This is a genomic window from Hungatella hathewayi WAL-18680 (assembly GCF_000235505.1).
In the GTDB taxonomy this organism is placed as follows: Bacteria; Bacillota; Clostridia; order Lachnospirales; family Lachnospiraceae; genus Hungatella_A; species Hungatella_A hathewayi_A.
Genome location: NZ_JH379027.1, coordinates 623,617 through 639,107 on the forward strand (window position 1 = coordinate 623,617; position 15,491 = coordinate 639,107).

Genomic DNA, 15,491 nt, shown 5'->3' on the forward strand with positions numbered 1-15,491 from the left:
AACGTCTACTATATCCTGACCATCACCTACATTGCCTACTATGGCAATGGGGTGCTGGGCCTGGCTTTGATGTTTGCCACCACCATGGTGACGGTCATGCGCCTCTTTGACGCGGTGACGGACCCGATTATCGGAGCTCTGATTGACAAGACCAACGGAAAATTTGGTAAATTCAGACCGTATATGGTGATTGGCAATCTGATTATGGCAGTGAGTGCGTTCCTGCTGTATTTTGGAACCAGACTGATACCTGACACCATGATGTGGCTGCGCTATGTCATGTATGTGATTATCTATGCGGTCTATGTGATTGGCTACACCTTCCAGACGTCCTGTACCCGTTCCGGGCAGACCGTGCTGACCAACGACCCGAACCAGCGTCCGCTGTTTACCATATTTAATCTGGTGGCAAGTATGCTGGGCATGGGGGCGATTCAGTTCCTGGCGCCTATTTTCCGGGCGAAGTTTGGAGATTACACGACAGCGAACTTCTTTGATGTGATGATTCCCATTGCGGTTATCATCTCCGCCATTCTCACCCTGCTTGCCGTGATTGGCATCTGGGAGAAGGACCAGCCGAAATACTATGGGCTGGGAGCTGAGACGCAGAAGAAGGTTAAGATTTCGGAATATCTAGCCATTATGAAGGAAAATGAACCGCTCAGAAGGCTGATGGTGGCGGGAGCGGGCTGTAAGCTGGCCCTGGCCATCGCCACCAACGGAACCGTACTATGCATGCTCTACGGCGCGATGATGGGCAACTATAACGCCCTGTATCTGCCGATGATGATAGCCGGTTACGTGTTCTCGGCCCCGTTCTTTGCACTGACGGTGCGGACCTCCCAGAAACACGGGCAGAAGGCGTCCCTGATGCGGTATGTGGCACTGGCGTTAATTATGTATGTGGGTGTCCTGGCGCTGCTGTTGTTCTGGCAGCCGGGCAACGCGGCTTTCAACCTGTCGCTGACCCATATCAATGTGTATACAATACTCTTCGTTGTGTTCTTCGGCGTTGGGTATGGCGCTTACTACGCCACGGCGGATATGCCGATTCCCATGGTGGCGGACTGCTCCGACTATGAGACGTACCGCTCCGGTAAATACATTCCGGGCGTTATGGGAACCCTGTTTTCCCTGGTGGATAAACTAGTGTCTTCTTTAAGCTCCACCGTGGTAGGTCTGGCGGTCGCGGCCATCGGCCTGTCCACACTGCCGGGAGGCGATACCCCCTACGTGGAGGGAATGAAGACGATCGTCCTGATTCTCTTCTGCGTGATTCCCATGGTGGCATGGGCGCTGACTCTGCTGGCCATGAAGGGATACTCCCTGACCGGCGAGCGGATGAAGGAGATACAGGCGGTGAACGCGGTCCGCAAGGAGGCGATTGCCGGAGGCATGAGCATGGAGGAAGCCATGGAAAAATGGCAGACCATAGAGCAGGTGCCGGAAGAGTTCCGTTAAAGAAATCGTGGGGTAACAGAAATAGAAAGTCCGAAGCGTATGGATTGCGCTTCGGACTTTTTGGGTTTATGCCATCAGATGCCAATGGGTCAGCAGAAGCACCGCCACTGGGCATAGAGATTTACGTCCCCGTCCGGGGCGGGCAGGACGCTTCCGGGCCAGTAGGTGGAGCCGGAGCCATCCTTCCCGGTATTCCAGCCGACAAAGCAGCCGCAGCAGCGGCTGGGAATGAGACTGGACAGGGTGACATCCTGGCCCTCCTGGAACATCACGGGAGCGGGAATTCCACAGGCGGGAGTGCAGCAGTCATCATTGGCGTGATAGGTCAGAGCGTGGAAAATGATTTCCTCCTGGGCGGGTACTAAAAGCACCTGCGTCCTGTCCCCGCTAAGCCGTATCTCCCAGTCATCAAATCGTTCTGCCGGTTTGCGGAAAGCGGCCGCGTCCTGCTCTGTCAGCAGTGGATAGCCATCAGTGGCCTCCCCCACCACGATAGGGGCGCCGCTGGAATTGGGGATCACATAATTGGAAGCGTCCAGTTGTATCACGGAATTGGGGGAGAGGGCTCCGGTTATCGATACGATGGAATCCCGGTCCCGGATATAGACCCCGTTTTGGAGCATTCTGCCGCCCTGCACATTCAAGACACCGGCGTTGTAGATGCCTGGGGCGAACTGCGTGGCGGTGTTGGGGATGGGAAGGCCAATCTGTGCGTCCCCCATGATGGAGACGACGGCTCCGCGGTTATTGAACAGTCCGCCGCCGTACAGGGCGCTGTTGGAGAAGATGCTGGCCTGGTCCTTCAGGATCAGGTACACGGGCGGGCTGATTTCGCTCTGGTAGCTGGTGATATAGATGCCGCCTCCCGCCGTGACGGCGCTGTTGCCGGAGATTTCCACCTGGCTGCCAATCTCCAGAGTTCCGCCCAGGGATTCCACATAGGAGCGGAAATAGATGCCGCCTCCGTTTAAGGCCGAGTTGGACCGCAGTTTCACCGTGTCTGACAGGGAGAGCAGGTCATCCGCATTCCGGAGGGCCGCCATGATGGCGCCGCCGCTGGAGTTGGAGTGACAGCCGGTAATGACGGCGTCCCCGCTCATGATGAGGCGGCTGGGGGAAGTCTCCAGGCCGGACAGATAGACGCCGCCGCCCTCCTTATCCGTATTGTTATTTTGCAGGACCGTGCCGCTGCCGATATCCAGGGTGCCGCCATAGAGATAGATGAGGGAGCGGTTTGTGCTCTCCTCCACGGGATGGCTGGCGCTGTTGCCGTCCAGGATAAGCTGCCTTAATCGAAGACTCCCGCCCGGATTGATGCGGAACATGTAGCTTCCATAGGTATCTGTCTTTTGCAGGGTAAAAGTCCTGGTGCCCGGACTGCTGGTTATCGTAACCTCGTATCCGATGTTTACTTGGGAATTTATCTGAAAATCACCGGTCACCTCAATAGTCTGCGCCCTGCTTGTCAGGGCCTGTTGTAATTCCTCCTGGGATGAAACCTGTGCCATATGGAATCACCTTCCTTTCATGATGTTGGTTTACAAAAAATGTTCGTCCGCCGGATAAACTGTCCGGTATAGTAAGATATGCGGAAATCCGGACTTATGTCCAAAAAGGCGGGTCTGGACAAATCCCGGTATCTTTGCTATGATTTCTGTATGAAAACATTCAAAGACAGAATGAGAAAGAAGGATTAGAGATGAAAAACCCGATCGTTACATTTGAGATGGAAAATGGAGATATCATGAAGGCGGAGCTTTATCCGGAGATTGCGCCCAATACAGTGAACAACTTTATCAGCCTGGTGAACCGTGGCTTCTACAACGGACTGATTTTCCACAGAGTCATCAACGGCTTTATGATTCAGGGCGGATGTCCTGACGGAAATGGAATGGGAGACCCGGGATATTCTATCAAGGGGGAATTCAGCCAGAACGGATTTGCCAACCAGTTGAAGCACACGGAGGGCGTGCTTTCCATGGCACGTGCTATGGACCCCAACTCCGCAGGCTCCCAGTTCTTTATCATGCACAAGAACTCCCCACATCTGGACGGGGCTTACGCCGCGTTTGGCAAGGTGATTGAGGGTATGGATGTGGTGAACAAGATTGCCGATGTGAGAACTGATTACAATGACCGTCCGATGAAGGAGCAGAAGCTGAAATCCGTGACTGTGGATACCTTCGGTGAGACTTATCCGGAACCGGAGAAATGCTAAACAACGAAACGACAGGGAATAGAGATGAGAGAAGAGCGGAAGATTATCGTTGACGGACAAGTTCATACCGTGCTTATCTCCGATGAACAAGAGGCTCTCCTGGCCGCTCACGCGGCCGGGAGAGCCATTGTCGGCTTCTGGGATAGAAAATCCGGAGGGGAGTCCGTGGATTTATCTCCGGCGCGGTATGTGGTGGAGAGTCCGGCAGATGTGGATGAGGAGTATCTGGAGCAGGTAGTCCGGCGGACGATAGGGCTTCCCTGGATCATTGGGACGACAGAACGCCTCGCCATCCGGGAATTTACCGTAGATGACATTTCCACCGTGCCACAGGAAGAGGGGGACACCCCGGAGGATGAGATATTTTACACCCCAGAGAAATTAAAAGAGTACATCCGGTGCCAGTACGGCTTCTATCAGTACGGCATCTGGGCGCTAATCAGGAAATCCGACGGCCGGCTGGTGGGCAAGGCGGGGGTGGCGAATTACACACCGGAGGATGGCATTCCCGGCGTGGAGCTGGGTTACCATATCTTTTCCCCATACCGAAACCAGGGTTATGCCGTGGAGGCCTGCCGGGAGATTCTGTCTTACGCCGCCGCCCATCTGGACTGCCCTATATACGCAAGAATAGACGCCTCCAACGAAGCGTCTATCCGCGTTGCCGCCAGCTGCGGCTTTCAATTTAATAAGAAAGTATGTAACGAATCAGGGCAATACAGTTGTCTGTATGTTTGGAGTTGCTGATCACTCCCAAAAGACACGGCGTGGAAGTCAGGTTGGACTCACGGGCAAACGCGGTGTCATCCAGCATGATGCCGCAGGCGTAGGAGACCCCATTCTCGTCGTCGGCATAATAAAGCCTGTCCTTCACCTGCTCCAGCAAATCGGCCGGCAGCAGCTCCTCCAGATTGGAGAAGGCGTTCAGAGACGCGTAGTGGAGAAAATTCTCCTCGTCACTTATCATCACGTCCAGCTCGTTGGAAGCCACAAGGGCCGAAATCTTGGCCATGGACGCGTAGCTGTACTCCGAGGTGTCATCGCCGTAGCTGATAAACGAGGATTCCGTATTCACCAGCTGCTTGTCGGTAAATTCCATAAAATCGTGGAAGTCCACCGTCAGAATATCTGTGTTCAGCTCCTGTTCCGAGCGGTTGTTGATATACATACAGTATAGCTCGCTCTCGTAAGTGCTCCGGTAAATGCTGGTGCCAATCACCCACAGGATGCCGAGGAATATCAGCACTCCTAAAATATGGAATTTATAATACTCCCAGATATACCACAGCTTGTCCCGGAAGGACATCTCCTTCAATTTCTGCCGCTCCGTTTGGGCTTCCTTTTTCAATCGCTCACTGACCTGCATAATCATCCTCCAAAATCTTTCATTACATGCAAGTATAGCACAGAATGGCCGTTCTTTTTATGAATTTTTTATGAAATAAGCGGTAAAAATTGCATTTTCCCCCGATGTTCGGTATAATCGTCATCATAGGCACAAAGGTGCTACAGTTGAATATTACGACGATGAGAAAAGAGGATGTTCCATGTTATCAGGTTTTTTTAATTATGATAATCCGGTATGGCGGTTTATCGGGAAGTTTTGGGATGTAATTATGTTGAGTGTGCTGTGGATGGTGTGCAGCATACCGGTAGTGACCATTGGGGCGTCCACCACCGCCATGTACTATGTGACTTTAAAGCTGGTCCGCGACGAGGACGGATATACCTTCCGCTCCTTTTTCAAGTCCTTCAAAGAGAATTTTAAGCAGTCCACCATCATCTGGCTGATCTTCCTGGTGGCGGGGATTGTGCTGGGCGTGGACGTGTTCTTCTTCCTGCGTGTCTTCAACGGCTCCCAGAACGTGAGAACGATCATGCTGGCTATCTTCATGGCGATGTCATTTCTCTACTTTGCCATGTTCACTTTTGTGTTTCCGCTCCAGGCCAGATTCTACAATCCGGTGAAGCGGACCATCTTCAACGCGTTTTTCATGTCCATCCGTCATCTGTTCCAGACCATCGGTATGCTGGTGATCGACGTGGGCGTGGTGTTCCTGGCCTTCACTTACCTGCCGCAGATTATCTTATTCGGCGTGGCGCTGATAGCCTTCCTCAATTCCTACATCCTGGCCAGTATTTTCAAGAAATACATGCCGGAGGACGCGGAGAGACGGGACAGCGGGGAGATGAGACCTCTGTTTGCGGATGAGGACGAGGAAAAAGTGAAGATTCAGGAAACAGAACATACAGAAAATGAAACCAATGAATAAAATAGAATAAAAAAACTGCCGGAGCGAGACACCCCGGCAGTTTTTATGTTATGCGACAAACCGATACATCAGAATATAGTGGCAGAGGCTTCCGCCCATCACGAAGAGGTGGAAAATCTCATGGGAGCCAAAGTTTTTGTGCCTGGTGTTGAAGATGGGCAGCTTCAGCGCGTATATCACGCCGCCCACCGTGTATATGATTCCTCCGGCCAGCAGCCATCCGAACGCCGCCGGCGGCAGTGCTTTCACAATCTTGCTGAACGCCAGAACACATACCCAGCCCATGGCGATGTATATCACGGAAGAGAACCACTTAGGGCAGGTAATCCAGCAGGCCTTGATGATAATCCCGGCCAGTGCGATACCCCAGACCAGAGCCAGCATGCCCCATCCGGTCTTGTCGCCAAGGACGACCATACAAATCGGTGTGTAGGTACCTGCAATCAGGATAAATATCATCATATGGTCCATCTTGCGGAGCATCTTGTTTACCTTCGGCGAGATGTCCAGGGTATGGTAAATGGTGCTGGCCGCGTACAGCAGAATCATGCTGACGATGAAGATGGACAGCGCAATCAGCTGTGTCCTGCCTGCCTCCCTGGATGCTTTTAAAAGCAGTGGAGTGGCGGCCGCCATGGCGGCTACCATGCCGATGAAATGAGTGATGGCGCTTCCCGGGTCCTTAATTTTTAAACGCATATAAATCAACCTCCTGAAAATAAAATTGCTGATTGTAAAACCAGTATGTAAATGTGCATATTGCTATATGTAGTAATGAAAACTATGTATCCTCTTTTTATATACTATACACCGTTGGGAGAAGAAAATCAAGGGATTTTCCAAAAAACTTTGATTGTTAAGATTTTCTATTTATATTATGATAGAGAGAGCGATATCTATACCGTGGAGCGTGGAGAGGAGTATTATGTTAACCGTATTATATGAAGACAGAGACATTATCGTGGTGGAGAAACCGGTTGGAATGGAATCCCAGGTCAGCGGCGGGTTTGCGCCGGATATGGTCAGTGAAATTAAAAAACATATCAACAGGTTATGCCCAACGGGACAGGAACCTTATGTAGGAGTTATCCACAGGCTGGACAAGCCGGTGGGCGGCGTCATGGTGTACGCAAAAACGAAAAAAGCCGCGGCGGCCCTAAGTAAACAGGTTCAGGCCAACGAGATGCACAAAAAGTATAATGCCGTCGTTTGTGGAAAACCTGTGGATAATGTGGGTAACTTTGTGGACTATCTGTTGAAAGATAACAGTAAAAACATGTCGAAACTTGTGGAAAAGGGGATAACCGGGGCGAAACGTGCCGAATTAAGCTATATTGTGCGGGGAATTCTGGAGAATGACCCGATTCTTCCACCGGCTGGAAAGCCGGATGTGGATAACTCGGAAGACTCCGCCTCCACGCCACTCACTCTGGTGGAGGTGGATCTCCACACCGGCCGCCACCATCAGATCCGGGTCCAGTTTGCCGGGCACGGAACCCCTCTGTGGGGTGACAATCGTTACAATCCCATATTCAATACGAACAGTTCAGGCAAAAGATACAATATCGCCCTGTTTGCCAGCCAGCTGACCTTCCGCCACCCGGAGACAGGGAAATCCATGACATTTACGGCAGAACCCAAGGGAGAAATCTTCCAATACTTCCTAAAATCATCCACATAAACCAGATAATAGGAGAAAAAATCAAAAAATATCGTAAATAAAAGGTAAATAATTGTAATACATCCGAAAAAGTTGACTGAATACATACATTTCCGATATAATGTCCACAGGCGGGCAATGCCCATACTACAATCGGAGGTATGTATTTATGAAAGAGACAACGAAACAGGTGAATAAGAAAACCCTGTTCGGCCGCTTCCTGAACGGAGTGGAGAACGTGGGTAATAGACTTCCTCACCCCATCACCATGTTTGCGCTGCTGGCCCTGGGTATCGTGTTGATATCCGGGCTGTGCGCGGCCCTTGGTGTGTCGGCTACAGGTGAGATGATAGACAGTAAAACTATGGAATTGACGGAGCAGACCATCTCCGTCGTCAGCCTGATGAACCGGGAGGGCCTGGTCTACATGTTGACCAACGTGGTGACGAATTTTACATCATTCGCGCCTCTCGGCGTCGTGCTGGTGACTATGCTGGGCGTGGGATGCGCGGAGGGCAGCGGCTATCTGTCCGCCCTGATGAAGAAGGCGGTGTCCGTGACCCCGGCCATGATTGTGACACCCATGCTGGTGTTCCTGGGCGTCATGTCCAACGTGGCTTCCGACATCGGATACGTGGTGCTGATTCCCATTGGAGCCGTGGTTTTCATGGCGTACGGCAGACATCCCATGGCGGGACTGGCGGCGGCCTTTGCCGGTGTGTCCGGCGGCTTCAGCGCCAATCTGCTGGTAGGAACCTTGGACCCTATGCTGTCAGGCATCAGCACCGAGGCGGCCAGAATGATAAATCCTGATTATGTGGTGACTGCTACGGCTAACTGGTATTTCATGCTGGTGTCCACCTTTGTCATCGTGGCGGTGGGAACCTTTGTGACGGATAAGATTGTGGAGCCGAGACTTAGCGCCCACAGGCACAGCGATGAGGACGTGGCCTCAGCGACGGCCCTGGGAGATAACGAGAAAAAGGCTCTTAAGATGGCCAATTTAAGCCTTCTGGCCCTGGTGGCGCTCATCGCGGCCCTGGCATTTCCCCAGGATTCCTTCCTGAGAAATCCGGTGACCGGCAGCCTGATGACATCATCCCCGTTTATGGACGGCCTGATTGTCATCATCGCCCTCTTGTTCTTTGTTCCATCCATCGTCTACGGGCGGGTGGCCGGAACCTACAAAAATGAGAAAGACATCTGCGCCCAGCTGGGCGATAATATGTCAGCGATGGGTGGATATATCGCCCTTTCCTTCGCGGCGGCACAGTTTATCAGCTATTTCAACTACACGAAGATGGGAACTGTCCTGGCCTTAAAGGGGGCGGAGGCGCTGGGAGCGGCCGGAGTGGGCGGCCCGGTGCTGATGATACTCTTTGTCCTCTTTGTGGCCGTGATTAACCTGCTGATGGGCTCGGCCTCCGCCAAATGGACCATTCTGGCGCCGGTGTTTGTTCCTATGTTTATGCTGCTGGGCTACTCCCCGGAGCTGACCCAGGTGGCCTACCGCATCGGAGATTCCTGTACCAACCTGATCACCCCGCTGATGTCCTACTTTGCCATGGTGGTGGTATTTGCCAAAAAGTATGACAGGGAATCCGGCATCGGAACCCTGATTTCCACCATGCTGCCATACAGCCTGTTCTTCATGATTGGCTGGGCGGTGCTGCTGGTGATCTGGATGGTTTTCGGCCTTCCACTTGGACCGGGAGCCGGTTTATTCGTGTAGGCAGCGTGTTTTTCAACATTTTCGACAAAAATTTACAGGATTTTTGGAAGATATTCCATTTTCTTTTTGTTTAAAATAGTATATTATGGTAACAATCATTTATGGATGATGAAATCATATATTTAAAACGAAAGGAGTGATGCGAAAATGAATAGACATGAAATCTTACTACGTACACAAAATGATATTGTAAATTTTGTTAATAAGATTGCGCAATATCCTTTCAGTGCCGATTTACTGTGTGGAAGCCATGTGGTGGATGCCAAATCCCTTTTAGGAGTTCTGGGATTCGGGATGGGGAAAGTCCTGACACTGCAGGTTTATGGCGACGACAGCAGCATGCTGATGTCAGACATCTCAGAATATCTGGTTGTAAGGTAAGCGTAGACGATAAAAATTGAACTCATAAAGTACGGGTAAAGCCGCAGATACCGTTAAACTGTCGACGGACAGTCAGGTTTCTGCGGTTTTATTGTGCAATTTCACACAATTAACAAAAGTTAGATGAATTGTAAGATTTATTCAATTGACATTATCTGGAATTTATGATATATTCGATGAAACTGTCAGATATATTGGACGGCTGATTAAATATCATACATAATTTACAGGAGGATGAGCTATGGAAGGCAATAACAACAACGTAACAGACAATGGTGGTTTTGGCTGGGGTCTCTTAGGCTTTTGTATTCCAATCGTAGGATTAATTTTATTCCTGGTTTGGAAGGGCGAGAAACCGAAGACTGCTAAGGCAGCTGGTATGGGTGCATTAATATCCGTTATCATCGGCGTCGTATTCTATATTTTAATGTTCGTAGTTATGGGTATCGGCGCAGCAGCCATGTATTAATCGATGGGAAAGTTCCTGCGCATCCTGTTTGGATGCCATGCGAGAGCGGACCGTTCATTTTTCTATCACGGAAAGCAATTCCCAATCTGTGCCAGATGTACCGGCGAATTAATAGGAATCCTTGCGGGGATTCCTATTGTTATATGCTGGGGCTATGGCAGCGTGTGGCTGATGCTGCTTCTCATGGCGCCCATGGTGGCGGACGGACTGCTTCAGCTTCTGACGCCCTATGAGAGCGGGAATTACCGAAGGCTGGTCACCGGAATTTTGTTCGGGATAGCGCTCATATTCTTTTTCATTCATTTTCACCGGACCTGTGTGCGGATTGCCACGGAAATCCTGAAGCTGCTGATTGATGACCCGGAAAAGGCAGAACGCGTCATGGCCCGTTTTATGTAAGACAGACAAAACAGAAACACACTCTATCGCCGGAGAATTTCTCCGGGAAATAGAGTGTGTTTTTTATTGGGATAAATCTTGGGCAGCCGGTTACAGACTCAAATCCTTGCCGCCGTTTACTTTGTTGAATATTAACAGTGACACCACCGTCAAAGCGGTCAGTATTGTGGACAGAGCCGCCGCGATGCCGTAGTTGCCGCGGACAACCTCCGTATACACCGCCACGGTCAGCGTCTTGGTTCTGCCGGTATACAGAATGATGGCCGTGGACAGCTCGCTTATCATGGTAACCCAGCTTAAGATGGCGCCGGCCACAATCCCGGAGGTCATCATGGGAACGGTCACCTTGAAAAACGACTTCATTTTCGAAGCGCCCAGGGAGATGGCCGCCTCCTCAATGCTCATGGGTATCTGCTGTAAGATAGCCACGGAGGAGCGGATGGTGTAGGGCAGTCTCCGGATGACCAGGGCCACCACCATGATGAGCATGGTGCCGCTGAGCAGGATGGGCCGTTTGTTAAAGCCGGTCAAGAGGGCGATACCAAGGACGGTGCCGGGCACAATATAGGGAATCATGGAGATGATATCCACTGTGTTGGTCAGGGCATTCTTTCGTCTTACCACCAGGTAGGCAATCAGCACCGCCAGCAGCACGATAATCACCAGGGCGCAGATGGGGATAATCAGGGTATTCTGGATACTCCGTCCCAGCTTGCCAAATGCTGACGCATAGCTGGAGAGGGAATAGCCGGACACGAATATTTTCCCCTCCGTATTCTTAAAGGAGGTGTAGGTCACATAGACCTGGGGCAGGATGGCAATCCCCACAATCACGTAGGCCGCCAGATGCACCAGGATCTTGACCGGGCCTTTCGCCTCCTTCTCCTCCATGGGATGGAGGGCATTTAACGAAAAGGAATTCCGGTTGGAAACATACTTCTGTGCCAAAAAGACTACCGTAGTTACCACAATGGCAATCACCGCGATGGCCGCCGCAAACCCGTCGTTGCCGCCCACCTCATTGATAAATTCCGTGTAGAGCACAACCGGGAAGGTGCGGTAGCCCTCGCCAATCAGCATAGGAGTACCGAAATCCGCGAAGGACCTCATAAACACCAGAAGAGCCGCCGCCAGCAGGGTGGGCATAATCAGCGGAACCACCACCTTGAAGAAGCATTTGAGGCCGGAACATCCCAGGTTGCTGGACGCCTCCAGAAGAGAGTTGTCGATATTCTTTAATGCCCCCTTGGCGTAGAGAAATACCAGCGGGAACAGCTGTAACGTCATAACCAGTACAATCCCCCCAAATCCGTAGATGTCCGGGATGGTGATTCCTATATTTTTGAAAAATGTAGTGATAACGCCGCTCCGTCCCAGCAGAAGTATCCAGGAGTAGGCCCCGATAAATGGCGCCGACATGGATGCCACAATAATCAGGATGTTGAGCAGCGATTTTCCCTTAATTTTATAGAGGGAAAATACATAAGCCAGAGGGACCCCGATGACAATGGACAGACAGGTAGATGCCAGGGATACCTTAAAGCTGTTTATCAACGTGTTAAAGTAATAGCTTTTCGAGAAGAACTTGGAAAAATTGGCCATGGTCAGCTGGCCGGTGTCGCCGTCGATGACGGACTGCTGGATTAAGTGGGCCATGGGATAAATCAGGAACAGCGCATATACGGCAATCATGCACAGAGTGATGATACCCCAGATATCCAGGCGGAATTTATTATTATCCTTCATAAGCCTCACTCCTTACAAGATTTACGCTGCCCTCTTTGTTGAAGAGGTTGATTTTGTGTTTCTTCACCTGGAGCAGAACCTTCTGGTTGGGCTTCAACTCGTCCTCGATGGAAGATTCCTCCACGATTTCCACCGTCATATGGTCCTCGGTTTCCACGAAGTAGTGGGTGTTGAGACCAAGGTAGGTATATTCCTTCACCACGCCCCGGATTCCCTCGCTTCCCTCCGGGCTGATGACGAATTCCTCCGGTCGGATGGAGCATAACACCTCCTGGTCCTCCGCCTGCTTCAGGCAGTCCAACTCCACCCGGTAACCGCTTGAAAATACCACGGCTCCCTGCTCGACTCTGGCAGGCACAATGTTGGTGCGGCCGATAAAGGTAGCGACAAAAACATTTTTCGGACGCTGGTAAATGTCTTTGGGACTGCCAACATGCTGAATCACGCCGTCTTTCATGACCGCGATGGTATCGCTGATGGCCATGGCCTCCTCCTGGTCGTGGGTGACGTAGACGGTGGTGATGCCAACATCCTTCTGGGTGTGGCGGATGACGCTTCTCATCTCCAGACGCAGCTTGGCGTCTAAGTTGGAGAGGGGCTCATCCATCAGAAGCACATCGGGCATGATGACCAGGGCTCTGGCCAGAGCCACACGCTGCTGCTGGCCGCCGGAGAGCTGGTTGGGCATCCGCTCGGCGTACTGCATAATCTGCATCAGATTTAAGTATTTGTCCGTCTGTTCTTTGATTTTGTCTTTGTCCATTTTCCGGTTTTTCAGACCGAAGGCCACGTTGTCGCGGACGGTCATGTTGGGGAAGATGGCATAATTCTGGAACACCATGCCGATATTGCGCTTGCTGGGGTCCATATCATTGATGCGGGTGTCATTAAAACAGATATCGCCGCCTTCAATGGAGTTGAAACCGGCAATCATTCGAAGCAGGGTGGTTTTTCCGCAGCCGGAAGGCCCCAGGAGGGTGAAAAGTTCCCCATCTTTTATCAGGGCATTCAGGTCCGGAATCACCGTGTTGTTTCCATATTTTTTCACAGCATGTTTAATTGATATCTTACTCATCTTATCCTCCGAGCCTTTTGATTACGGGAATCGCAGCGGCGCCGCGGTTCCCGTATGAATTGGTTGACTATTTATTTGATTCGATACTTGTGAAGATGTCCGTGTATTTGTTTACAAGATCCTTCTTATGCTCGCTGACATAGGGGATATCCTCCTCGATGACATGAATCTCAGACATGGGAGTCATGAAATCGCTGGTCTTGGCGTCCTTTAATACCGGGCGGTTGGTCAGTGTGGTTCCCCAGATATTCTGAACTTCCTCACTCACGATAAAGTCCATAAACAGTTTGGCGTTATCCATGTTCTTGGCGCCCTTGATGATGGTGGCCGATGCGGGCAGATACACAGCGCCCTCGGTCGGGTAAACCACCTTTACGGGAGCTCCGTCGCGCACCAGCTGTGCACATGGGTCCTCGTAGGACAGTCCAACCACATACTCGCCGTCAGCCACTCCCTTGTAGACTGCGGAAGAGCTCTCACAGATTTTACCGTCAATGTTGGTAAATAAATCTTCTACAAATTTCCAGGCTCCGTCATCCTCGTATCCGCCCATAGCCAGCAGAATGTTGGTCAGCTGCGCGAAGGCTGAGGAAGAGTTGGCCGGGTCACAGGTGGCAATCTTGCCCTTTAACTCCGGATTTAACAAATCGGCATAACTGTCAATTTTGATATCGCCGATTAAGTCGGTGTTGACGATAAGGCAACTTCCGTCCAGCACGTTGCCGGTGATAAAGCCGCAGGTGTTCTTGTATGCATCCATGACGCCGTCATCATTGACGGAAACGTATGGCTCCCACAAATCCTTGTTGTCGTACATCAGGGACCAGGAACCGCCAAAGAGTACGTCCGCGTATGGGTCTTCCTTCTCGGACTGGATTCGTTTTACCAGCTCGCCGGTGCCTGCCTGAATCACTTCCACGTCGACTCCGTATTTCTCTTCAAACAGCGGGATGGTGGCGTTCATAAGGCCCTCGGAGTTTGGCGAGTAGACCACCAGCTTGCCGCCGCCTTGCTTGGAGCCTGTGTCGGCGCCTGCCGCCGCGGTGGTGTCTGCCGGTGCGTTGGCTGCGGTTGTCTCCGGCGACGGAGAGCCGGAGCAGCCGGCCAGGGAAGCCGTCATCACAAGTGCGAGTATTGTTGCTGCTGTTTTTTTCATAGTTGAATCCTCCTTTAATATGTGAACTTCTAGTTATATTTTGGTAAATATACACAAGAATACCTCCCAAATTCCCGAACAAACAGCAAAAATACCGAACACTGGGGTGTCCGGTATCTCAAACTGGAGGTTTTCTGGCTGTCAGGATTTGATACTGGCCTGATAATCCTTTGGAGAACAGCCCATATATTTTTTAAACACGTAGTGAAAATATTTGTAATCCCCGATGCTGCATTTCCAGCCGATGTCGGAGACCGGGGTCTCATGTTCCTTGAGCAGGTTGAGGGCTTTCTGGATGCGGTAGCGGTTTAAGTAGTCAATCACCGTGGTTCCCATAGCCTTCTGAAAACGCTGGTTGATGTACCGCTCCGAGTAGTGCAGCTCGGCCTCCAAATCCGCCAGTGAAAGCTTCCTTTCGTAGTTGGCGGCGATAAAGTCCAGCACCTGGTCTGCCACCGGGTCCGTCTCCTCCCTGGAATCGGGAGCGGGCAGCAGGGAGACATTTTTTAACTGATGGATGCTCTCGGTCTGGCGGCGGATGATGGCGATATTCTTCACCTCCAGCACCGCTTTCTCCAGCGCCTCCCGCATTTCCTCCATGTTGAGAGGTTTCAGCACATAGTAGGCGACGCCGCAGCGGATGGCCTCCCTGGCGTACTCAAAATCGGAGTAGCCGGTCAGGATGATGGCTACATAGTCGAAGGCCTCTTTCGTCTGGGAAAGCATCTGAAGTCCGTCTACCACCGGCATGTTGATGTCGGTGATGACGATGTCCGGAGTCAGCTGCTCAATCAGAGCGGCCCCCTCCTCCCCGTTGCGGGCCTCCCCCACTACGGTGCAGCCAAAGGTTTCCCAGGGGACAGAATTGCGGATTCCCCTGCGGATGATATCTTCGTCCTCCACGATTAATACGGTATACAT

General features: G+C 51.5%; 16 protein-coding genes. 9 read left to right on the forward strand and 7 right to left on the reverse strand.

Annotated features, from left to right (window positions below; genetic code table 11):
• A partial coding sequence (locus HMPREF9473_RS02880; protein ID WP_006778557.1) for an MFS transporter occupies window positions 1-1,461 on the forward strand: 1,461 nt, incomplete at its 5' end.
• Between the two features lie 89 nt (window positions 1,462-1,550).
• Here the strand turns inward: HMPREF9473_RS02880 and HMPREF9473_RS02885 are convergent.
• Window positions 1,551-2,969 carry a hypothetical protein gene (locus tag HMPREF9473_RS02885; protein WP_006778558.1) on the reverse strand — a complete coding sequence of 473 codons (1,419 nt, stop codon included), beginning with the start codon at window positions 2,967-2,969 and terminating at the stop codon, window positions 1,551-1,553.
• A 191-nt stretch (window positions 2,970-3,160) separates the two neighbouring features.
• Between HMPREF9473_RS02885 and HMPREF9473_RS02890 the strand changes: the two genes are divergently transcribed.
• Both HMPREF9473_RS02890 and HMPREF9473_RS02895 read left to right on the forward strand, forming a co-directional pair.
• On the forward strand, window positions 3,161-3,679 hold the full coding sequence (locus HMPREF9473_RS02890; protein WP_006778559.1) for a peptidylprolyl isomerase: 519 nt from the start codon (window positions 3,161-3,163) through the stop codon (window positions 3,677-3,679).
• Window positions 3,680-3,703: 24 nt separating this feature from the next.
• Window positions 3,704-4,426 (forward strand): GNAT family N-acetyltransferase, encoded by a 723-nt coding sequence (locus tag HMPREF9473_RS02895; RefSeq protein ID WP_006778560.1) that lies wholly within the window; start codon window positions 3,704-3,706, stop codon window positions 4,424-4,426.
• On the opposite strand, the gene HMPREF9473_RS02900 is transcribed toward HMPREF9473_RS02895, so the two are convergent.
• Window positions 4,365-5,045: a hypothetical protein gene (locus tag HMPREF9473_RS02900; RefSeq protein WP_006778561.1), complete on the reverse strand. Its 681-nt coding sequence runs from the start codon at window positions 5,043-5,045 to the stop codon at window positions 4,365-4,367. The two genes, HMPREF9473_RS02895 and HMPREF9473_RS02900, sit on opposite strands and share 62 nt — an antisense overlap.
• Before the next feature lie 181 nt (window positions 5,046-5,226).
• On the opposite strand from HMPREF9473_RS02900, the gene HMPREF9473_RS02905 reads away from it, so the two are divergent.
• Complete coding sequence (locus HMPREF9473_RS02905; protein ID WP_006778562.1) at window positions 5,227-5,952, forward strand: YesL family protein; 726 nt, start codon at window positions 5,227-5,229, stop codon at window positions 5,950-5,952.
• Between the two features lie 48 nt (window positions 5,953-6,000).
• On the opposite strand, the gene trhA is transcribed toward HMPREF9473_RS02905, so the two are convergent.
• The gene (trhA, locus tag HMPREF9473_RS02910; protein WP_006778563.1) at window positions 6,001-6,651 is read right to left on the reverse strand and encodes a PAQR family membrane homeostasis protein TrhA; all 651 of its coding nucleotides are present in this window, start codon (window positions 6,649-6,651) and stop codon (window positions 6,001-6,003) included.
• A gap of 226 nt (window positions 6,652-6,877) precedes the next feature.
• Here trhA and HMPREF9473_RS02915 point away from each other — a divergent pair, with 226 nt between their 5' ends.
• The 5 genes from HMPREF9473_RS02915 to HMPREF9473_RS27190 all read left to right on the forward strand — a co-directional run bounded on the left by HMPREF9473_RS02915 (window position 6,878) and on the right by HMPREF9473_RS27190 (window position 10,593).
• Complete coding sequence (locus HMPREF9473_RS02915) at window positions 6,878-7,633, forward strand: RluA family pseudouridine synthase (protein ID WP_006778564.1); 756 nt, start codon at window positions 6,878-6,880, stop codon at window positions 7,631-7,633.
• A 148-nt stretch (window positions 7,634-7,781) separates the two neighbouring features.
• Window positions 7,782-9,344: an AbgT family transporter gene (locus HMPREF9473_RS02920; RefSeq protein WP_006778565.1), complete on the forward strand. Its 1,563-nt coding sequence runs from the start codon at window positions 7,782-7,784 to the stop codon at window positions 9,342-9,344.
• Between the two features lie 147 nt (window positions 9,345-9,491).
• A complete protein-coding gene (locus tag HMPREF9473_RS02925; RefSeq protein ID WP_006778566.1) occupies window positions 9,492-9,725 on the forward strand; it encodes an HPr family phosphocarrier protein in 234 nt (77 codons plus the stop codon).
• A gap of 241 nt (window positions 9,726-9,966) precedes the next feature.
• Window positions 9,967-10,194, forward strand: a complete 228-nt coding sequence (locus HMPREF9473_RS27185; protein ID WP_006778567.1) for a hypothetical protein — start codon at window positions 9,967-9,969, stop codon at window positions 10,192-10,194.
• Window positions 10,195-10,197: 3 nt separating this feature from the next.
• Window positions 10,198-10,593, forward strand: a complete 396-nt coding sequence (locus tag HMPREF9473_RS27190; RefSeq protein ID WP_006778568.1) for a DUF2085 domain-containing protein — start codon at window positions 10,198-10,200, stop codon at window positions 10,591-10,593.
• Between the two features lie 90 nt (window positions 10,594-10,683).
• On the opposite strand, the gene HMPREF9473_RS02940 is transcribed toward HMPREF9473_RS27190, so the two are convergent.
• The 4 genes from HMPREF9473_RS02940 to HMPREF9473_RS02955 all read right to left on the reverse strand — a co-directional run bounded on the left by HMPREF9473_RS02940 (window position 10,684) and on the right by HMPREF9473_RS02955 (window position 15,491).
• Window positions 10,684-12,339, reverse strand: coding sequence for an ABC transporter permease (locus tag HMPREF9473_RS02940; RefSeq protein WP_006778569.1), 1,656 nt, complete (start codon window positions 12,337-12,339; stop codon window positions 10,684-10,686).
• Complete coding sequence (locus HMPREF9473_RS02945) at window positions 12,329-13,414, reverse strand: ABC transporter ATP-binding protein (protein WP_006778570.1); 1,086 nt, start codon at window positions 13,412-13,414, stop codon at window positions 12,329-12,331. The genes HMPREF9473_RS02940 and HMPREF9473_RS02945 overlap by 11 nt, the downstream gene beginning before the upstream one ends.
• Before the next feature lie 67 nt (window positions 13,415-13,481).
• Entirely contained in the window at window positions 13,482-14,570 is a 1,089-nt protein-coding gene (locus tag HMPREF9473_RS02950) for an ABC transporter substrate-binding protein (RefSeq protein WP_006778571.1), read from the reverse strand.
• A gap of 141 nt (window positions 14,571-14,711) precedes the next feature.
• Window positions 14,712-15,491, reverse strand: coding sequence for a response regulator transcription factor (locus HMPREF9473_RS02955; protein ID WP_006778572.1), 780 nt, complete (start codon window positions 15,489-15,491; stop codon window positions 14,712-14,714).